This is a genomic window from Cytobacillus sp. FSL W7-1323 (assembly GCF_038595015.1).
Lineage (GTDB): Bacteria > Bacillota > Bacilli > Bacillales > Cytobacillaceae > Cytobacillus > Cytobacillus kochii.
This window is the reverse complement of sequence record NZ_CP151998.1, coordinates 1,432,887-1,452,542: the sequence shown is the minus strand read 5'-3', so window position 1 is coordinate 1,452,542 and position 19,656 is coordinate 1,432,887. Positions and strand designations below refer to the sequence as shown.

General features: G+C 34.3%; 19 protein-coding genes. 6 read left to right on the top strand and 13 right to left on the bottom strand.

Features of this window, described 5'->3' with window-relative positions:
* Positions 1 to 28: 28 nt before the first annotated feature.
* Positions 29 to 1,366, bottom strand: a complete 1,338-nt coding sequence (locus MKX67_RS07530; protein WP_322909124.1) for a HAMP domain-containing sensor histidine kinase — start codon at positions 1,364 to 1,366, stop codon at positions 29 to 31.
* Positions 1,367 to 1,424: 58 nt separating this feature from the next.
* A complete protein-coding gene (locus tag MKX67_RS07525) occupies positions 1,425 to 2,123 on the bottom strand; it encodes a response regulator transcription factor (protein WP_095369945.1) in 699 nt (232 codons plus the stop codon).
* Between the two features lie 217 nt (positions 2,124 to 2,340).
* On the opposite strand from MKX67_RS07525, the gene MKX67_RS07520 reads away from it, so the two are divergent.
* Positions 2,341 to 2,652 (top strand): metalloregulator ArsR/SmtB family transcription factor, encoded by a 312-nt coding sequence (locus MKX67_RS07520; protein WP_095369946.1) that lies wholly within the window; start codon positions 2,341 to 2,343, stop codon positions 2,650 to 2,652.
* Here the strand turns inward: MKX67_RS07520 and MKX67_RS07515 are convergent.
* Positions 2,649 to 3,560: a cation diffusion facilitator family transporter gene (locus MKX67_RS07515; protein ID WP_095369947.1), complete on the bottom strand. Its 912-nt coding sequence runs from the start codon at positions 3,558 to 3,560 to the stop codon at positions 2,649 to 2,651. The genes MKX67_RS07520 and MKX67_RS07515 overlap by 4 nt on opposite strands.
* A 202-nt stretch (positions 3,561 to 3,762) precedes the next feature.
* Here MKX67_RS07515 and MKX67_RS07510 point away from each other — a divergent pair, with 202 nt between their 5' ends.
* Entirely contained in the window at positions 3,763 to 4,626 is an 864-nt protein-coding gene (locus tag MKX67_RS07510) for a YitT family protein (RefSeq protein WP_095369948.1), read from the top strand.
* 117 nt (positions 4,627 to 4,743) lie between these two features.
* On the opposite strand, the gene MKX67_RS07505 is transcribed toward MKX67_RS07510, so the two are convergent.
* The gene (locus MKX67_RS07505) at positions 4,744 to 6,150 is read right to left on the bottom strand and encodes a SpoVR family protein (protein ID WP_095369949.1); all 1,407 of its coding nucleotides are present in this window, start codon (positions 6,148 to 6,150) and stop codon (positions 4,744 to 4,746) included.
* Between the two features lie 202 nt (positions 6,151 to 6,352).
* Positions 6,353 to 6,697 (bottom strand): DUF3889 domain-containing protein, encoded by a 345-nt coding sequence (locus tag MKX67_RS07500; protein WP_095369950.1) that lies wholly within the window; start codon positions 6,695 to 6,697, stop codon positions 6,353 to 6,355.
* A gap of 199 nt (positions 6,698 to 6,896) precedes the next feature.
* On the opposite strand from MKX67_RS07500, the gene MKX67_RS07495 reads away from it, so the two are divergent.
* Positions 6,897 to 7,148: a YhdB family protein gene (locus tag MKX67_RS07495; protein WP_095369951.1), complete on the top strand. Its 252-nt coding sequence runs from the start codon at positions 6,897 to 6,899 to the stop codon at positions 7,146 to 7,148.
* 49 nt (positions 7,149 to 7,197) lie between these two features.
* Here the strand turns inward: MKX67_RS07495 and MKX67_RS07490 are convergent, their stop codons facing one another.
* The 4 genes from MKX67_RS07490 to MKX67_RS07475 form a co-directional block, all read right to left on the bottom strand.
* A complete protein-coding gene (locus MKX67_RS07490; protein ID WP_095369952.1) occupies positions 7,198 to 7,830 on the bottom strand; it encodes a response regulator transcription factor in 633 nt (210 codons plus the stop codon).
* 16 nt (positions 7,831 to 7,846) lie between these two features.
* Complete coding sequence (locus MKX67_RS07485) at positions 7,847 to 8,965, bottom strand: GAF domain-containing sensor histidine kinase (protein ID WP_341054995.1); 1,119 nt, start codon at positions 8,963 to 8,965, stop codon at positions 7,847 to 7,849.
* Between the two features lie 343 nt (positions 8,966 to 9,308).
* Entirely contained in the window at positions 9,309 to 11,051 is a 1,743-nt protein-coding gene (locus tag MKX67_RS07480) for a phospho-sugar mutase (RefSeq protein ID WP_342489092.1), read from the bottom strand.
* Between the two features lie 231 nt (positions 11,052 to 11,282).
* Positions 11,283 to 12,827 (bottom strand): bifunctional GNAT family N-acetyltransferase/carbon-nitrogen hydrolase family protein, encoded by a 1,545-nt coding sequence (locus tag MKX67_RS07475; protein WP_342489091.1) that lies wholly within the window; start codon positions 12,825 to 12,827, stop codon positions 11,283 to 11,285.
* 263 nt (positions 12,828 to 13,090) lie between these two features.
* On the opposite strand from MKX67_RS07475, the gene MKX67_RS07470 reads away from it, so the two are divergent.
* Both MKX67_RS07470 and MKX67_RS07465 read left to right on the top strand, forming a co-directional pair.
* The gene (locus tag MKX67_RS07470; protein ID WP_342489090.1) at positions 13,091 to 13,537 is read left to right on the top strand and encodes a disulfide oxidoreductase; all 447 of its coding nucleotides are present in this window, start codon (positions 13,091 to 13,093) and stop codon (positions 13,535 to 13,537) included.
* Entirely contained in the window at positions 13,534 to 14,007 is a 474-nt protein-coding gene (locus MKX67_RS07465; protein WP_095369957.1) for a thioredoxin family protein, read from the top strand. The genes MKX67_RS07470 and MKX67_RS07465 overlap by 4 nt, the downstream gene beginning before the upstream one ends.
* A 78-nt stretch (positions 14,008 to 14,085) precedes the next feature.
* Here MKX67_RS07465 and MKX67_RS07460 read toward each other — a convergent pair whose 3' ends face one another.
* Entirely contained in the window at positions 14,086 to 14,457 is a 372-nt protein-coding gene (locus tag MKX67_RS07460) for a DUF5365 family protein (protein WP_095369958.1), read from the bottom strand.
* 212 nt (positions 14,458 to 14,669) lie between these two features.
* Here MKX67_RS07460 and MKX67_RS07455 point away from each other — a divergent pair, with 212 nt between their 5' ends.
* Positions 14,670 to 15,581 carry an RluA family pseudouridine synthase gene (locus MKX67_RS07455; RefSeq protein WP_342489089.1) on the top strand — a complete coding sequence of 304 codons (912 nt, stop codon included), beginning with the start codon at positions 14,670 to 14,672 and terminating at the stop codon, positions 15,579 to 15,581.
* Between the two features lie 190 nt (positions 15,582 to 15,771).
* Here the strand turns inward: MKX67_RS07455 and MKX67_RS07450 are convergent, their stop codons facing one another.
* The 3 genes from MKX67_RS07450 to MKX67_RS07440 form a co-directional block, all read right to left on the bottom strand.
* Positions 15,772 to 16,032, bottom strand: a complete 261-nt coding sequence (locus MKX67_RS07450) for a GlsB/YeaQ/YmgE family stress response membrane protein (protein ID WP_224939070.1) — start codon at positions 16,030 to 16,032, stop codon at positions 15,772 to 15,774.
* A 111-nt stretch (positions 16,033 to 16,143) separates the two neighbouring features.
* A complete protein-coding gene (locus MKX67_RS07445) occupies positions 16,144 to 16,962 on the bottom strand; it encodes an aldo/keto reductase (protein ID WP_095369961.1) in 819 nt (272 codons plus the stop codon).
* A complete protein-coding gene (locus MKX67_RS07440) occupies positions 16,956 to 19,232 on the bottom strand; it encodes a UvrD-helicase domain-containing protein (RefSeq protein WP_341091885.1) in 2,277 nt (758 codons plus the stop codon). Before MKX67_RS07440 ends, MKX67_RS07445 begins: the two co-directional genes overlap by 7 nt.
* Positions 19,233 to 19,656 lie beyond the last annotated feature (424 nt).

Here is a 19,656-nt window from a genome sequence, read left to right as displayed (position 1 = left end):
ATTCAGCGCGATTTTTTTATTTTGCCATTCATTTTTTAGGAAAAAACAATCGGAAAATGGTTCCATTATTTGTTTCACTTTGAACATCTATTTTACCACGGTGTAAAGAAACTAATTGTTTTACGATTGACAAACCAATCCCAAATTCACCAAAATAACTGTTCGTTCTTGAACTGTCCGCCTTGTAGAATCTTTCCCAAATCCAATCAACTTCTTTTGGATCTATACCAATTCCATTATCTTCAATTTCAATACAAATATCATGCTCATTCTCAAAGGCGCGCATGGATATCCATCCGTTTTCTGTGAATTGAATACTATTTTTAACAATATTAATAAGAATTTGAATCAAGCGGTCATAGTCAGCATGAATATAGATATCATCTGCTGCCTCAATATAAATTTGGTTATTTTTTTCATCTGCTTGCATTAGAAGCTGTTCACTTACGACTTCAAATACCTCAATAGCTTGAATATCAATCATATGTAATTCTAATTGGTTTGAACGAATCTTTTCATAGTCTAAGTTTTCATTTACTAATCTAATCAACCTTTTAGCTTCACGGTCAATTAAATTCATCCCTTTATCAACTTCCTCTTCAGGAATCAATTGATTTTTAATTCCTTCTGCTAATCCACTAATAGTCGTTAATGGTGTCCTTAATTCATGTGAGACATCGGCAAGAAATTTTTGTCTGCGATTTTCTAGCCTTTCAATTTCCTCTTGAGATTTTTTTAATTGCACAACCATCTCATTAAAATCCCTTGCTAAATAACCTAAATCATCCTTGGAATCATCTGGCACATTTACATTATAATCGCCTGATGAAATCATTGAAGTTGCTTTTCTAAACGCTCTCACTCTAGTTGATAAGTTACGGGAGAAGATTAAACTTAAAAAGATTGCTGCCGTTGCAGCTATAGCAATCGTATACAATAAATATTGATTAAGCTGTCCAATCATTTTTAAAGACGTACTTATCGGCGAAAGTAATAAAATTCCACCGGTTATGTTTTCACCTTCCATTGACGGTAAAGCTACTAATGATACTTCCTGTTCAAACCGTTTAATATCATGAAGGATTGTTACAGACTCACCTTTTGACAACTTTTCCCACTCTTTTTGGGAAAGGCGTATACTAGGGTCCATAGAAACATTGGGGTAGATAATATCTGCATTACTATCGAATAAAATATATTGAATATTTCTTGCTTCAAGTAGCTTACTATATTTATTCAAAAAAGTTTGTGGACTTTCTTCATGAATGGATACATCTTCTAAAATCTGCTGGCCATATTCATTTAATTCTTCCACTTTGTTTTCGAATATATAACTTCTTACAAATTGTGAAAAAATCAAACCCATTAATAGAAACGCCAGTATTAGAATAAGAACATGACTGGATAGCAGTTTAAGAAAATATTTATTTCTCATAGGTATCCGTCGACTCATCAAATTTGTAACCTACACCCCACACAGTATGGATAAATGGTTGATCTGCACTGCCTATCTTTTTCCTTAAACGTTTAATATGAACATCGACTGTCCTTTCATCTCCATAAAATTGGTATCCCCATACTTTATCGAGTAATTGCTCTCTCGAAAATACTTGTTTTGGATGGGTAATAAAGTAATACAATAAATCGAACTCTTTAGGTGTTAAATTTGAAAGCAGTTCATCTTTAAAGTAGACTTCTCTAGCTTCTTTACTAATTTTGAAAAAATGGCTTGTCGTAAAGTGATGATCCTTCTCTGTTGTATCTGATTGAAATCTTCTAGATACGGCTTTAATCCTCGCCATTAAAGTTAACGGGCTAAATGGTTTCGTCACATAATCATCCGCACCCATCTCAAGTCCAAGTACTTGATCAGATTCACTGTCTTTCGCTGTTAACATAATAATGGGCACACTGCTAATATCACGGATCTTTCTACATAATGTTACACCGTCCATAGCTGGGAGCATCCAATCGAGTATAATTAAATCCCATTCTCCTTTATTAAACGCCTCAAATCCTGATTGTCCATCGTGGACAAAGGTTCCTTTATATCCTTCTTTCATGAAAAACATTTCAAGCATTGTACAAACACTTTCATTATCTTCAACTACTAATAAATTCATGTATAACCACCATCCTTTAAACAGGTAATCTAAGTTTATTGTATAGGTATATTTTCATTTTAATAAAAGAATTATATCTCATTTATGTGTCAAAACGGTGTTAAAAATATGAAAGTCACATTTCGTCATCACTAAATGCAATCGAAAGATGACTTCGATATTTATTTTCGATTTTAACAAAGGTATACTTATGATAAATAGGAAGGTGAATAAAATAATGAACGACAATCCATCTTATAACGAATTAGACGAAGAAACTCTTTTTTTAGTCACACAAACTTTTAAAGCCTTATCTGATCCGACAAGGCTTAGAATCCTACATTTACTTTTTCACGAAGAACACTCGGTAAATGAGATTGCCGATAAGCTCTCTCTGTTGCAATCAACTGTCTCCCATCAATTAAGATTCCTAAAAAACTTGAGGCTAGTTAAATTCCGACGTGAAGGAACTACTTTATATTATAGTCACGATGATGAACATGTTATGCATTTATTAAAACAAACAATAGAACATACTCGCCATTCTTAATTACACACGTCCTTATGGTTTGGACAACCACTGCTTCTGCCTTCAACTTGGATTGTACTATGATTGATGCCAAATTGATGAGAAAGTAATTCTTTTGTTTCTTTGAGGACAGTATCATGGTGCCCATCATCATTTAAGACAATATGGCAACTAAAAGCAGGGAATCCTGAAGTAATCGTCCAGAGATGTATATCATGTACATCCTCTACATTTTGAAGTGTTTTGATGGAGGCTTTAATTTCCTCAATTTGCATCCCGTCAGGTACCCCTTCCATCAATACATGAAAGGCTTCTTTTGTCACTCTATAGCCGCTATTTATAATCAAAATAGCAACAATTAAACTTGCTATTGGGTCAGCAATACCCCAGTCAAAAAAGTAGATCAGTAAACCTGCTATAATCGCTCCTACAGAGCCTAGTAAATCTCCAATTACATGAAGAAACGCACTTTTCACATTAAGGTTTTCATCTTTGTCACCTTTCATTAAGATAACAGCTGCTACTATATTGATAAGAAAACCAATTGTAGCAATTGTTAACATACCTAAGCTTGCTACTTCTGGCGGTGAGATAAACCTTTTCACACTTTCAATCATGATAAGAATAGCGATGACTATTAATGTTACCCCATTTATCGCCGCCGCTAAAATTTCAAACCTTTTAAATCCGAATGTTTTTTTGTTGGTTGATTCCCTTTGAGCTATCTTGATGGCAATATAGCTTAACCCTAACGCTCCTGCATCACTTAACATATGGCCTGCATCTGATAAAAGTGCTAAACTATTCGTCCACAGACCACCAATAAACTCAATAATCATGAATCCAAAAATTAAACAGAAGGTAAGTAATAATACATTTTGATTGTTAGACGAATGATGATGATGAGAATGGGAATGATCATGACTCATTATAATTCACCTCTTATATATGAATATATGTTCATATATTACATTATGAAGAACTAAACGAAATTGTTCAACTGTTTTGTATGAAATCGAATGAAAAGTTTGTTTATAGTCCAAAATATGGTATTGTTTACAAAAATAATATTTTACACATAATAACAAAACCATACGAACAAAGCTTCTTCAACAGAAAGTAGGATTTTTCATGATAAAAGCACTCATCAACCGTAAAGCATATTTTATTTATAAGTTCTTAATGATCATTGCTGGTGCTACACTTGCTGCTTTATCAATTGAATTATTTCTTATACCAAATCTGATTATAGATGGTGGCATTATTGGTATTTCCTTAATCGTTAACCATTTAACAACCATCCATTTCGGTGTATTATTTATTTGTTTTAATATTCCTTTTTTAATTGCTGGTTATAAGCTATTAGGAAAAAGTTTTTTTCTTGCTTCCCTAATAGGCATTATCTCTTTAGCAGGAGTCGAATCACTATTTCATCATACCTCTCCTTTTACATCTACCCCGTTACTGGCAACAGTATTCGGAGGTGTCATCCTAGGAGCAGGAGTGGGGCTAGTCATTCGACATGGTGGTGCGTTAGATGGAACTGATATTATGGCAATTCTTTTAACAAAAAAAATCCCCTTTTCTATAGGGGAATTTATCATGTTCTTTAATATTTTCGTTTTTGTCTGGGCAGGATTCGTCTTGGGGTGGGAACAAGCCATGTATTCAATCATCACTTACTATATTGCTTCTAAAACGATTGATATGGTTGTACAAGGTTTTGAAGGAGATACGAAAGCTGTGCTCATCGTTTCTGACCATTATAAGGAGATGGCTGATTGTATTATTACAAAGCTAGGAAGAAGTGTGACGAAGTTGAACGGCAAAGGTGGATATATTAATACTGATAAAGAAATTATTTATGTTGTTGTGACTCGATTAGAAATATCTAAACTTAAAACTATCATTGCTGAGATTGATCCTCTTGCTTTTACAACCATAATGGACACACAAGAAGCACGAGGTAGTAAATTCAAATCTGCTCTTCATTAGTTTTAAAATACTGCCATTCATCTATTGCTGTTTAACCACCACCCATAAAAATACGAACAGAAGCGAATCCTCAACTGTTCGTATTTGTCATGATCATTGAATTTTCAGTGGTCACCTTTATAGATATTTTCTATGAAGCGCCTTTCCATCATAAGTAAAAACCATTTCCTTCTCTTCTACAATTGTTTCCATATGAACCGCTCTTCCCCATAACTGATATACATAAGGCAGAACTTTCTCTAAGTATTTCAAATCAAGCTCAATCCCTTCAAACCAATGCTTTAAATACAACTCACCATTCTTCATATAATCTCCATCATTTACCGTCAGATAAGGAAATCCCCCATTTACTCTCATACTAACTAGCTGATCGCGCACATTTTCCCATCCTTTATCGACAACTTTATAATCTTTTCCTTGCTTTTGAAATAAATACATATCCTCTCTCATCACTAAATCTTTTGTCAAGTAATTCCGGATAAACGAGATATCAGATTCAATTTCTCGTACTTCAAACATTTTTTCCCTACCAGAGCCAACCTCTACTCCTCTCCTAATCATTTCTTCCGTAGGGTGATTATATCGTTCTTCAATATCCTCAAAAATCTTCAAGCCAAGGTAATAAGGGTTAATACTTGTTTTTGATGGTTGCACAACACCAGCATTTAATTTCGCAAATTCCAAAGCTTCTCCAGAAGTAAGGTCCATCTCCCTTAAAATTCGTTGATGCCAAAAGGAGGCCCAGCCTTCGTTCATAATTTTCGTCTCAAGTTGTGGCCAAAAGTAGAGCATCTCTTCTCGCATCATTGTTAAGATATCTCTCTGCCAATCAGTCAATTCACGGCTGTATTGTTCAATGAATAAAAGTATATCTTTTTCTGGCTTAGGTGGGAACTTCTTCATTTTTTTCTTTTTCTGTTTTACTTCTTTTTGATCAAGTCCCCATAAATCGTCATAAGGCGTTTCAACATGGAAAGACGAGCTCTCTTCTTCTTCTTCATGATCCCAAATAAATTTCGGGCGCATAAGAGAAGGATCTATATGCTCTTCAATAGCTAAAATGGCATCTAAAAATGTCTCTACTTCTTTTTTTCCATAGTCAATTTCATATTTTCTAATACGCTCTGCCGTAGCAGACATGCTTTCAACCATATCTCTCTTTGTATTTTGGAATCGAACATTATTTTTAAAAAAGTCACAGTGAGCAAGGACATGTGCGACAATTAATTTGTTTTGAATTAAAGAGTTGGAATTTAATAAAAAAGCATAACAGGGATCAGAGTTAATCACCAATTCATATATTTTCGACAAACCGAGATCATAATGTAGTTTCATCTTAAAAAATTGCTTTCCAAAACTCCAGTGGGAAAACCTTGTTGGCATCCCATAAGCACCAAAAGTATAAATTATTTCTGCTGGACATACCTCATATCTCATCGGATAAAAATCCAGCCCAAAACCTGTGGCGATTTCTGTGATTTCGTCTATTGCATACTCTAACGATTTATGTTCACTACCAAGCATTCTCTCACTCCCTATCTTCACCTTTAACATAATCTATGATAGAAAAAAGAGAATGATGAGTATACTTCAGTCTTTCAAACAAGACTTTTAGTGATCCATTTAATCCTCATTTAGACAAACAAAGGATGCCCTTAAAATGAGCATCCTTTGTGAAATAATTATTTTTTTCTAAAGGAGACGCTAGGCGTTTACTACATTCTTTTCACTTTCGCTCCTGCTCTTCAACAGTTAAATTTAAAAATTTACTATCGTCTAGTCGATGAGTTACTTTAACAAGCACAGTCAAATCTTTTCCATCCTCTTTTACTTGAAATATAAAAGTATCAATGACTTCATTTTCTGAAATCATCCGTCTTCCAGCATACTGATAATCAACAACTTCTTCCTCTGGGTAATCTTCCTTCACAACCACTGTTGCAATTCTGCCGTATTTTTTATAATCGACTTTTTCTTTATGTTCTCCATGTGTATGTACGTCGGCAAATACTGGTGCCTGAATGTAGTTTAAACATACTACAGTAAGTAACAATAAAAGTAGCTTTTTCATACAATAAACCCCCGTTTATCTAAAATTACTACTTCTATCTTTTTCAAATTGTAACTCGATTATGTATCAATGTAAGAAATTTATTTTTATACAGGTAAAACTTGATAAACGTGCAATAACAGGTTGACCAAATTTTTGGTTGAAAAAATAATTCATTATGGCTCAAACTAATCTTAACTCCCAAGGGAGGAGAATGAAAATGAATAAAGTGGATTATGACCGTGCGTTATATTATACTCACCGATCCGAATGGGATAATTTACTCATTCTTATGGTTAGAACAAGTGATCAATTTTTAGCGAAAAAAATCGAGCATTTTCTACATGCGTACAATTTTGAAAAAGATTACACGATTATCGAACAGCATCTATATACACTTCTACGTTATATTGATCACGCCAATCAATTATCGGAAGAAGAAATGAAAACAGCTTCACCCTATTTTATGTAGAATTCCACCAAATAATGTAAGAGCACTATCTATTTGTAGTGCTCTTCTTTTATTTGACAAAGTTATTTTTCACTGCAAAAATGGCCGCTTGCGTGCGGTCATCGACGTCTAACTTTGATAATATATGAGACACATGTGTTTTTACCGTTTTCTCTGTTATAAATAAATCGGTCGCTATTTCTTTATTGGATTTACCTTTACCCATTTCGGATAATACTTCTTTTTCTCTTTTTGTAAGTTCATGCCATAAATGTATGTCCTCATTTTCATGTGAGAATTTTGACATTAAATGAGTGGTCGCTTTAGGGTGGATATAATTTTCCCCGTCCATTATTTCATTCATCGTTTTTACGAGCTCATCTGGTTCAACATCCTTAAGTTGATAACCTGATGCGCCGGCTGCTATTGCAGGGATACAATGGCTTTGATCTGAATAACTTGTCAGTATGAGTATTTTTACTTGAGGAAATTTCTTTCTAATTGCTTTAGTTGCTTCGATTCCATTCATGTCAGGCATATCAAGATCCATTAAAATAAGATCAGGCATACATTGTTCTGTTAATTTTATTGCTTCCTCTCCAGTACTTCCTTCACCAACAATATGGATATCCTTTTGTGTTTTCAAAAAAAAGATAAGCCCTTTTCTTACAACATGATGATCGTCAATAATTAATACATTCACCCGTTAGACCCTCCTCTCAATTGAACAGGCGTATAATGATCTTCGTCCCCTCCCCTTCACTAGTAGTTATTTCCATTGTACCATTCCGCCGTTCAGCTCGTTGACGCATATTTCGCAATCCATGGGAAGGTAAGAATACAGATGGACTGTAATTAAATCCTACACCCTGATCAGTTATACTCATCTGTATTATCTGTTTATCCTGGTTGAAATCAATTGCAATATCAATCTTATCCTGACCAGAATGCTTCTTACAATTCATCATTGCCTCTTGAGCTATCCTCCATAAAGTTTCTTCTGTTTGTGGAGAAATATTTGTTAATGTATTAACATGACAATGTAACTGAAGCCCAAGCATTTCACTGTATTCTTTTAATGATGTAAGCAACCCGTTTTCTAGACTTTTTGGTTGTAACTGCCAGATCAGATCACGCATTTCATGAAGTGCTTGTTGGGAAAGCTCTTGTATATAAGTAAATGTTTCTTGAACAGTTTTAGATTTTGTTATCTCTCTTCCTCCTCGAGCCGTTAAACTAACCGAAAATAACAATTGATTGACAGAGTCATGCAATTCCTGTGCAAGGCGATTTCTTTCCTCAATAAGTGCCATTTCTCGTTCCCTCTCAGTTAATGCCATTCTTTTTAATGTCGATCCTATTTGAAAAGCAACAGATTCTAATAAAGAAAGTTCCTTTTCTGTGAAATGAATTTTATTCGGAGCTCCTACATTTAAAATGCCGAACATTTCTTCACCAAAGCGAAGGGGAACTGTTGCATGATGGGTTAAACCTTCAATGTCAGCATATCCATTCTTTTTTGCCTCTTCAATTCTTTTACAATTGATAATATTACTCGCACGGTTTAATTCACCGTTATTGTAACGATTTACACACCAGCATTCTTTCGAACACATCGGAGCTAACTGATTTGTTGTTAATGCTTGGGGCAATTGATGATGTGCGATTAGTGTTGGTTCATGGTTCTTGATTAAAAAAAGCCAGCCTGTTTGTAATTGAGTGACTTGTAGCAATCTTTCTAATACAGCAGACAATGTTTCTTTCATTTCGCTTCCTTCATTAAGTAATTCCGCTATTTCCTTAAGTATGACTGCTTCACGAATTTGTTGATCCGCCATTCTCTTTAACCCTCTCTTTATGACTATTATAACGAGTATTTATGTAATGATCTTCATTCGCATCGATGAAAATATCTCAGCCTAAGGTCGTATATATGAAGCTTATTTGCTACTACTTTTAACTAAAATTGGTGAATCCTCAGCAATTATCCTCAAAACGCGAATCCACTTTGTTTGGCTTTAAATAAGCTACTGCTAAAACAAACCTTTACTACAATGATCTCTTTAATGAACTTTACTTTTATTTACCCTAGGGTTCATGAGGGATTAACAAGGCCATTACTTGAATAAAAAAATCGAACATATTCTCATCCTTTAAGATTTGAATGATGTTCGAATTTTTTTAGTTTTTCAATTCCTCTTGTATCAATTGATCCACTTTCTTCATTAGTTCCACTTGAACATGGTCAAGCTTTTCTTGACTCAAGCTTAATGATTCGCTTTTAACACCGAAGTAAAACTTAATCTTTGGTTCCGTTCCTGATGGGCGTAAACAAATCCATGTACCATCAGCGAAGAAGTACTTTAATACATTAGATTTCGGAAGATGAATATCCGAACGATGATCACTTTCTGTACGAATACTTGTTAAATAATCTTCTGTCGCGATATGACTAAGACCTTCTATATCAATTGAAGATGCATTTCTAAACGTAGAGAGTATGTTTGCAATTGTTTCTGTACCTGCTTTGCCTTTTAAAGTTATCGACTTTAATCCTTCACGGAAATAACCATACTTTTCATAAATCATCATTAATACATCATAAAGGGTTTGGCCCTTTTCTTTATAAAAAGCAGCTGCTTCAGCAATTAATAGTGCTGCTTGAACAGCATCCTTATCTCTTGCAAAATCACCAATCAAATAACCATAGCTTTCTTCATAACCAAAAAGGAATTTATACTCACCTGTTGTTTCATATTCTTTTATTTTCTCAGCAATAAATTTAAAGCCTGTAAGTACATCTTTTGTAGTTAAACCAAACGAAGCTGCAATTTCTCTTCCTAGCTCTGAAGTTACAATTGTTTTCAATACAATTCCATTTGACGGAATGCTATCTTTATCCTTCTTTTGTGCTAGCATGTAGTAAAGAATTAGAGCACCTGTCTGATTGCCTGTCAGAAGCTCATACTCATTTTTATCATTTTTAACTGCTATTCCTAATCTGTCCGCATCGGGGTCAGTAGCAATAAGTAAATCAGCATTTACCTCTTTCCCTTTTTTTATAGCCAACGTAAATGCAGACCTTTCTTCAGGATTAGGGCTATCTACTGTAGGAAAATCACCATCAGGTTTTTCTTGTTCCTCTACAATATGAACATGCTTATAATTCAAGCTTGCAAGCCCTTCTCTAACCGGTTTATTGCCAGTACCATGTAATGGAGAAAATACGATAGAAAGATCCGTTTTTTCTCCTATAGAACGGTCTTCTGAAATTGTCTGTAACTTTTGAACATAAGCACGATCAATAGATGCGCCGATTGTAACAATCAGTTCTCTCTCTCTTAACAGTGCTTCTTCTTCTACTTCAATAAGTAACTCGTTTTCAATTTGATTTACTTTTGCTATAACTGTATCGGCATCTTCTGGTATCAATTGTGCTCCATCCGGCCCGTATACTTTGAAACCATTGTATTCTTTTGGATTATGACTAGCCGTAATGACAATACCAGCATATGCATGCAAATACCTTACAGCAAACGAAAGCTCAGGTGTGGGTTTTAACTCATCGAAGATATATGTTTGAATATCATTTGAAGCAAGCGTTTTTGCCGCTTCTAAAGCAAATTCTGGTGACATATGTCTTGAATCATAGGCAATCACCACACCTCTTGCTTTTGCTTCCTGCCCTTTTTCAATTATGTATTTGGCTATACCGTAAGATGCTTTTCTAACGGTATAAATATTCATTCTATTTGTGCCTACACCGATCTCTCCTCTCATCCCACCTGTTCCGAACTCGAGGTCTTTATAAAATGCATCTTCCAAATGGTTTTCATTGTCATTTAATTGAATTAATTCTTCTTTCATTTCAGAAGTCAATTGCGAATATGTATTCCATCTATCTACATTGCTTTTCCAATCCATCGTTTTCCCCCCTAGTTAAATGCCTCTTTCCATTATCGACTAAAATAATCCATTTTTTAAGCTATTCTCTCTTATTAAAAATAGTGGATTTTTATAAAATTTTCAATAAATTACTGCAGTTTCTGTTTCAATTTCTTTAAAGGATATATCCCTAAGAGTCCACATTCATAATTTTCCAAAAAGAACACGAACAAATAAATTTGTTCGTGCAAGGATAGCTATCTATAGAATTTATTTATGATTACGATATTGAATTTGATAAATATCATGCCTTCTATCTTTCAAATGTCTTACTGTACCGTCCTGTCTTTTCCTTCTTAATACCTCTAAGTCTACATCACCAATTTGCACCATTTCAATATTTGCATTCGTCTCCCCGACAATTCCATCCTTAGCAAACTCGAAATCTGAAGGTGAAAAAATCGCTGATTGTGCATATTGTATATCCATATTTTCTGTTTGTGGTAAATTCCCTACTGTACCTGATATTGCTGTATAAATTTGATTTTCAATTGCCCGAGCTTGTGCACAGTATCGAACACGTAAATAACCTTCTCTGTCCTCGGTACAAAAAGGAACGAATATAATTTTTGCTCCCAAATCAGTCGCAATTCGAGCTAATTCAGGGAATTCAATATCATAACAAATTTGAATCGCAATTTTTCCACAATCAGTATCAAAAACGCGGACAGCGTCACCTGGGGATATCCCCCACCATTTTCTTTCATTAGGAGTAATATGGAGTTTATATTGCTTTTCAATCGTACCATCACGTCTAAATAAATAGGCTATATTATAAATTTTATCCTCATCCTCTTTTACAAAATGAGATCCACCTATAATATTTATGTTATACCTAACAGCTAAATCAGTGAATAATTGAATATACTCTTCCGTATACTCAGTAAGCTTCCTTATGGCAAGACTCGGTACTTTCTCGTCCAGAAATGACATTAATTGCGTCGTAAATATCTCTGGAAAAACTGCGAAGTCCGCTTCTGCATCTGACGCAACATCTGTGAAATACTCGACTTGACTAGCGAAGTCTTCAAACGATTGAATTTGGCGCATCATATATTGTACGACACAAATTCTAACTGGATAACTTGTTTTATAAAATCTTTTCGTTGTCGATTTATAATCAACATTATTCCATTCCATTAATGTTGCGTATTTATTGGATTGCCTATCATCTGGCAAGTAATTAGGGTTTATCCTCATCAGTGTAAAACCATTTAATAATTGAAAGGATAATACAGGGTCATATATTTTATGAAGTGATACTTCATTAACATATTCTCTCGGACTCATCTCTTTTGCATGCTTATGATAATTAGGGATTCGCCCTCCAATAATAATACTCTTTAGATTTAACTCCCGAGCTAGCTCCTTTCTTTGCTCGTAAAGACGGTGACCAATCTTCATTCTACGATACTCAGGATGAACCATTACTTCAATACCATACAGATTGTAGCCATCATCGTTATGGTTAGTTATATAACCGTCATCAGTGACATCAGCCCATGTATGGCGATCATCATATTCATCAAAATTAATAATTAAACTGGAACAAGAACCAATGATTTCACCATCATACTCTGCTACAAATTGTCCTTCCGAAAATATATTTAAATGGCTTTCAAGGTGATCTCTTTTCCATGGATCCATTCCTGGAAAACATACCTCTTGTAGCGAAATAATTTTGTCGATATCTTCTTCTTTCATATTTCTAATAATCATTTTTTTCTCAAATTTGCTTAAATCTAATTTTCTCATAAATACTCCCCTTATTTTCATTGAAACAAACGTTTGTTACTCTTATACCCCTATTTTCCCTTTTCTAATCTTAGGCAAATGGTCTCCCTATAGATTCATTTGTCAACACATAACTATGCTTGATTTGTGTTGATTTTATGACTTTTTATAGAATTTTCTCAAGCATCGTTTATTTTTACGTTAAAGAGACGTATAATTTGTTAAAATACGTTAGTATACATATTTTTCATTTCGCCTATAAATATGAAAAAAGGGAGAACGTTATGAAACCAACAGAAAAGAAGGATGCTAGGGAAAGTATACTGTTTACAGCATGGGCTGCCTCAGTCATTGCTGTTTTCGGCAGTTTATATTTTTCGGAAATTAGACAGTATGAGCCATGTGAATTATGCTGGTACCAAAGAATTCTTATGTATCCTCTAATTGTCATTTTAGGCATAGCAGTAGTTAAAAAAGACTTTCGAATCAGCTTTTATACGATGATTTTATCTGGAATTGGAGGATTCATCTCTATTTACCATTACGGTATTCAAAAGTTTTCTTTTTTAACTGAAAGCGCGCCAGCATGTGGCAGAGTTCCTTGTACGGGACAGTATATTAACTGGTTGGGCTTTATCACTATTCCATTTCTAGCATTGGTTGCATTTATTATTATTTTTATTTGTAGTGTCATGATATGGAAAAAAACAAAGGGGGAGAAGACCGAATGAAAAAAATTATCATATTCTTAGCAGTCATTATTATTCTTTTTGGTGGAGTTGCACTGTTAACAAAAATGCAGAACGATCAAAAAGTTTCAGGGGACAACCCTTACGGAACAACTGATTTAGAGCAAGAAACGATTGATCAGTTAGATGATCCTAATTATAGCAATATTGTGTTACCGGAGGATTTAGAAAGTCAATTAAGTGAAAGCGGCGAAGCTACAGTATACTTTTTTAGTCCGACATGCCCTCACTGCCAAAGAACAACTCCAATTGTTGCTCCTTTATCTGATGACTTAGGCGTTGACTTATTACAATACAACTTACTAGAATTCGATCAAGGTTGGAATGACTTTGGTATTTCAGAAACACCAACTATCGTGCATTATGAAGATGGAAAAGAAGTAGCTCGTATTACAGGATACCAAGAGGAAGCTGTATTTCAAGATTGGTTTGAGGAAAACGTAACAGAATAAAAACGGATTAAAATTAAAAAACGACCAAATTTATTTTTGAACATTTGGTCGTTTTTTTGTATTTCCCTTTAATGATTCTTACTGTAAGTATGCTTGGTCTATATTTATTGGCTCTTTCGTTTGTTCAGGAAGGAAATGATGAAAGGAAAATGGAAAAGAGATATCAAAACGATTTAAAATCTCAGTATTTCTTTTAAATAACTCACAATGTTCTTTCTTCAACCCTGCATCTTCAAGAAGGTGCATTAAAGTTTGTAAACTAGCCAATACCGAGTAAGCATCTCCTAAAGTTTCCATACACTTCTCTGTCGGCTTTAAAATATTCATGTCACCAAATGCCTGTAATTCTTTTTCTGAAAAATAATGAGGTAAAACATGATGAAACATTTTATCGACCAATGCTTCAATTTGCTCCTCTTGTTCTGTTGTTGCCGCAAAAACTACTTTCACAAGTAACCCACCTTTGTTCACTAATACTTCATGATTACCAATAGAATAGCATAAACTACTTTTGCCTCTCGGTGGTAATTATCACCATGATTTTATATACTATTGATGCAAATATCGTTTTCTAAAAGAGAACTTAAATAATCCTTGTTAAATACACTTTCATCTATATGAATAAACACTATATGAAATGCTTAAAAGGAAGGAAGTAAATAATGGTAACAGTAAGTAAAAAAGGAGAATGGTTTGAATTAACCATTCCAAAAAAATGGGCTGGACAATCTGCAACGCAATTGTTTAGAGAGATTTGGGGCGCCCCTAAAAAGCTGACCCATCAAATGCGCATGGAGGGATGCGTAAAAAAGAATAACAACCCTATTGTATGGGAAAAGCCACTAATCCAAGGAGATCGGTTACAATTCAAACTTTTAACGGACCCTCAGGTAGAAACGCTTGAGAATGATGGTTTCTATACAGATGTAGATGTTAGGTACGAGGATGATCATTTAATCATTTTTAACAAACCTGCTGGGATGGAAACACACCCACACACCTTAGTTCAAAAAAATACCCTTTTAGATGCAGCCAAATATTATATGCAACTTCAGGGTGAATCTACTTACATTCGACATATTCACCGATTAGATAAGGAGACATCTGGAGTGATACTGTTTGCTAAACATTCTTTAGCAGGTGCTATCCTTGATACAGAACTTGCACAAAGATCTATCAAGCGCACGTATATGGCTCTCGTCCATGGCCAACTAAAAAGTAAACATGATAGTATTGAACTCCCTATCGGAAAGGATCGCCATCATTCCAATAAGCGGAGAGTCTCAACTACAGGGCAATATGCCAAAACGACCTATGACGTCCAAGCTTATGATAGCAAAAACAATATTTCACTCATTACTTGTCAACTCGATACAGGCAGAACCCATCAAATTCGTGTCCATTTAAGTCATATCGGACATCCACTCGTTGGTGATCATTTATATGGAGGAAAGAACCTGCTAACTAGACAAGCATTACATGCTTATAAACTTGAATGGCAGCACCCCTTCACAAAAGAAAAACAGGAGATCACTTGTCCAGCACCAGCAGACTTCCGCTCATTATGTCCATAAAGGAAACAAAGTACAAAGTCTACTATCAGCTCTTTTATTTATCTATTTACAATCGATAATAAAAACACAAAACAACGAGCAAATTCGAAGTGAAGTGCTCCTTAAATTTAGCCATAAAAAAACTGCACCTCCAATTGTTAGCTCATTTCTAACAATTGGAGTACAGTTCAAATTGTTCGTTTTACTTATTTTAATCTGTCGATTTCCTCATGGACCTCATGATGAAACTTACGATAAAGGCAAGCACAATCGCACCAATGATCGCTGGAATTATAGCAAAATCTGCGATTACTGGTCCCCAGTCTCCTAAAATAAGAGTCCCTAACCAAGCTCCGATGAAGCCAGCAATAATATTGCCTATAACTCCTCCTGGGATATCTCTACCTGCGATTAAACTCGCTACCCAACCGATAAGTCCACCTATAATTAATGACCATAAAAAGCTAAACAATGCTCTTCACTCCTTCATTACATCTATTTCATCTTCATTAGATGTACACTTAGGTTGTGAAAGCATTTAATAAATCATTCATTCACTTTTTTCCTAATATGGAAATATCAATTACAAATCGTCAGGATTTTTACCCATCCGTTTATTTTTATTATATTCGTCAATAACACTCATATCCTCGTCAGACAGAGCAAAATCAAATATAGCTTGATTTTCCTCTAGCCTCTTTAATTTCGTTGTTTTAGGTATAACAATTACTTGATTTTGTATATGCCAACGCAGAATAATTTGCGAGACTGTTTTATTATATTTTTCACTTAAGGTAACAAATTGTGGCTCCTTAGACAGTTCACCTCTTGCAATTGGCGCCCACGCCTCCACTTGAATGTTATTACTCCAGCAATACTCACGAAGTGGTTGTTGTGATAATTGCGGGTGCAATTCAACCTGATTTACCATTGGCATTATATTTGCGTCTTTTTTTATTTCTTCTAAGTGATGTTCGTGAAAATTACTAACGCCTATTGCCTTTACTAACCCTTCTTCATACAAATACTCAAGTGCTCGCCACGTATCTTTATACTTTTTTGGCATGGGCCAATGAATTAAATATAAATCAATATAAGATAAATGTAATTTTTTCAAACTTTTCTTAAAGGCTGCAATCGTCTGCTCATATCCATGATCATCATTCCAAACCTTTGTCGTAATAAACAGCTCTTCTCTATGTATGCCACTTTGTTCTATTGCTCTGCCTACACCTTCTTCATTATCATAGAAGCTGGCAGTATCGATTAAGCGATAACCTAGTTGAATCGCATTCCTTACGACATTTTCCACTTCCTTACCTTCTTCTACTTTATATACTCCTAAACCAAATTGGGGCATCAAGACCCCATTTGCTAATTTTACATTAGGTATTTTTACCATCCCTCATCCTCCTCAAGTAAAAAGTCTGTTTTTTTATTTCCATAAAAATATAAACGATGAAGCGGTCGAGTCATTGCCACATATAACAACTGTATTTCTAAAGGAGCTTTTGAGGTAAATACTTCATCAATCGAAAAGATAAATACTACGTCAAACTCTAAACCTTTTGCTAAATAAGCCGGAACAATGACGACTGATTCTTTAGGAATTTGTCCATGTTCTCCTAGTAAATAAACCACCATATCGCCAGTTTTTTCAAATTGTTGATAAAGCTTCATACAATCGTTCATCGTTTTCCCAATTAATGCAAAAGTTTTAAACCCTTCTTCTTTTACTTTAAGTAATTTAGCCTCTAAGACATTTATATAGTGCTTGCCTTCGGGGGATGGGATAAACTGCGGATGCTCTCCATGTCTAACAACAGGCTTTACTTCAGGAAAGGTATACGGCAGTTTTTTCAATATATGATTAGCTGCTTCCATAATTTCTACAGTAGTCCGGTAACTCTTCTGTAATTCTGTATAAGTGGCTCGAGGGAAAATCTCAGCCTTTACGTCTTCCCAAGATGTAAGCCCTCTATAAGAGTGAATACCTTGTGCTAAGTCTCCCACTAATGTAAACATATCGGTATCAGCTGCTTTCTTAAGAGAAAGAAGTTCCATGAACGTATAATCTTGCGCCTCATCGATGACTATGTTTTTTACTTTCCACTCTTTTTCAATTCCAAACAAATGAACCTGCAAATACAATAATAAAGCTAAATCTTCTCTTTCATACATTCGCCTCTTAAACAAGTCTTGTTGATACCGTATAATATTTTCTGCTTCTACTTGTGTTAACTGATTATGTGAGCGTTTTACTAATTGCTGTGGATTTTGAAATAAATCTTTATAATAGGACCAAATATTCTTTTTAGGAAATTGCTTCATATATGTAGCTACCGATCTCTTTATTGCCGTTTTCATTTCATTCAACCTTGCTTCTTTCTTATCAAGGGCTTGTGATACATATTTTTTTCTCTTCACGGGATCTTTCGCTTGATATAATGCTCTTTCAATTTTGTCATCATAAAACATTTCAATTTTCTCAAGCATTTTCTTTTTTTTATGTTTTATTTCATTTTGTAATATCGAACGTAACTTATTTATTCTCTTATACAAAGGTAAATAATAAAAATCTTCTTCCAATAATTGCACAAATCTTGCACTTTTATATAATCGATACTTATCAACATAAAAATCAGTAGGCGGATGAAAAGTTAGAAATATTTCTTTCATATATTCATTCAGTATTGTTTGAAAAACTTTAGACCCCTTCAATTTTGATATTTGAAGCGCATGAACTGTTTCCTTTTGATGATTTTTCTCTAATAATTGAATTAACTTATCATCTTTTTTCAATTTTATATTTTCCTTTTGTAACGCTCCTATTACATAATCCTCGTACGTTTTTTGCTTAATATTCTCAACACCAAGCTCAGGTAGCGCTTCGGAAATATAATCAAGGAATAGATTACTTGGAGCAATAATCATCAATTGCTCAGGTTGAAAGTTTTCTTTGTATTGGAAGATAAAATAACTAATTCGGTGTAGAGCAATCGTCGTTTTACCACTTCCCGCACCGCCTTGAACGATGATAGGTTTATTCAAATCAGCTCTGATAACTTTATTTTGTTCCTCTTGTATAGTAGATACGATTTCTGTGAGGCGATTACTTGCACTTCCAGCTAGGGTTTCTTGTAACAATTGATCATTTGTTGTCAAATCAATATCACGAATCTCAGTTAGGAGGCCTCGCTCCATCATAAATTGTCTTTTTAATAAAAGCTCACCGTTAAAATTCTCTCCATTAGAGACATACGAAACATCCCCTAGTCTGCCTTCATAATAAAGATTTGCTATTGGTGAACGCCAATCGACAATTAATTGATCCTGATTTTCTCTTGAGTATAAAGACGTTTTCCCAATATAGATAACTTCTTCCGCCGGTTGATCATCTCTGGAAAAATCAATTCTTGCAAAATAAGGTTTGAGACGGGACTTTTTCAAACTTGATAGCTCTTCTTTTGACATATCAAAAAAGCGAGCATTCGTTAATAAGGACGAATAACCTAAGCTGGAATCGACGTCTTTAAAGGCTGCTTTCATATTGTCTTGAAAATTATCCTTCGATGTCTCTGCTGTTTTAATAACAGCTTCCATATATCTTTTTGTATATTCTAAGCGCTGGTTTTCTTCATTGTAATCGGGGTGTTGATGTACCGTTGTCATATCATTTACCTCCATTTTAATAATTAGCCGCTGATGGAGAGTAATCTGACGTTGTGTAAGTGAGAAGAAATATATATTATCAGAAAAATGCATAACAATCAAATAAATGCGCAGTACTTTTAAGACATTCCAATATGAATAGATATTAATTAAGTTAAGGAATAATGTAAAAGTAAAGAAAAACTTTATTAATTTTTTGTAAAGGCGAATACAACCAATTCATGAAAAATAGTATGGATTCCACTCACTCATACTCTTAGAAAGTTAGTAATAACAAGGGATATAAAGGTATTTAATTAAATAATAAGAAACATTACAATTAGATTACATTTGAACATAATTCGACATTTTTCTTCTAGACCCGAAAATTACGCTTTATACAATAAAATTTTTCGTTTAAAATAATAACGTTTGAAGGGTTTAT

Excerpts from the sequence above, each read along its gene's own strand:
- MKX67_RS07530 (WP_322909124.1), bottom strand. The coding sequence starts at position 1,366 with ATGGGTTTGATTTTTTCACAATTTGTAAGAAGTTATATATTCGAAAAC.
- MKX67_RS07525 (WP_095369945.1), bottom strand. The coding sequence starts at position 2,123 with ATGAATTTATTAGTAGTTGAAGATAATGAAAGTGTTTGTACAATGCTT.
- MKX67_RS07520 (WP_095369946.1), top strand. The coding sequence starts at position 2,341 with ATGAACGACAATCCATCTTATAACGAATTAGACGAAGAAACTCTTTTT.
- MKX67_RS07515 (WP_095369947.1), bottom strand. The coding sequence starts at position 3,560 with ATGAGTCATGATCATTCCCATTCTCATCATCATCATTCGTCTAACAAT.
- MKX67_RS07510 (WP_095369948.1), top strand. The coding sequence starts at position 3,763 with ATGATAAAAGCACTCATCAACCGTAAAGCATATTTTATTTATAAGTTC.
- MKX67_RS07505 (WP_095369949.1), bottom strand. The coding sequence starts at position 6,150 with ATGCTTGGTAGTGAACATAAATCGTTAGAGTATGCAATAGACGAAATC.
- MKX67_RS07500 (WP_095369950.1), bottom strand. The coding sequence starts at position 6,697 with ATGAAAAAGCTACTTTTATTGTTACTTACTGTAGTATGTTTAAACTAC.
- MKX67_RS07495 (WP_095369951.1), top strand. The coding sequence starts at position 6,897 with ATGAATAAAGTGGATTATGACCGTGCGTTATATTATACTCACCGATCC.
- MKX67_RS07485 (WP_341054995.1), bottom strand. The coding sequence starts at position 8,965 with ATGGCGGATCAACAAATTCGTGAAGCAGTCATACTTAAGGAAATAGCG.
- MKX67_RS07480 (WP_342489092.1), bottom strand. The coding sequence starts at position 11,051 with ATGGATTGGAAAAGCAATGTAGATAGATGGAATACATATTCGCAATTG.
- MKX67_RS07475 (WP_342489091.1), bottom strand. The coding sequence starts at position 12,827 with ATGAGAAAATTAGATTTAAGCAAATTTGAGAAAAAAATGATTATTAGA.
- MKX67_RS07470 (WP_342489090.1), top strand. The coding sequence starts at position 13,091 with ATGAAACCAACAGAAAAGAAGGATGCTAGGGAAAGTATACTGTTTACA.
- MKX67_RS07465 (WP_095369957.1), top strand. The coding sequence starts at position 13,534 with ATGAAAAAAATTATCATATTCTTAGCAGTCATTATTATTCTTTTTGGT.
- MKX67_RS07455 (WP_342489089.1), top strand. The coding sequence starts at position 14,670 with ATGGTAACAGTAAGTAAAAAAGGAGAATGGTTTGAATTAACCATTCCA.
- MKX67_RS07445 (WP_095369961.1), bottom strand. The coding sequence starts at position 16,962 with ATGGTAAAAATACCTAATGTAAAATTAGCAAATGGGGTCTTGATGCCC.
- MKX67_RS07440 (WP_341091885.1), bottom strand. The coding sequence starts at position 19,232 with ATGACAACGGTACATCAACACCCCGATTACAATGAAGAAAACCAGCGC.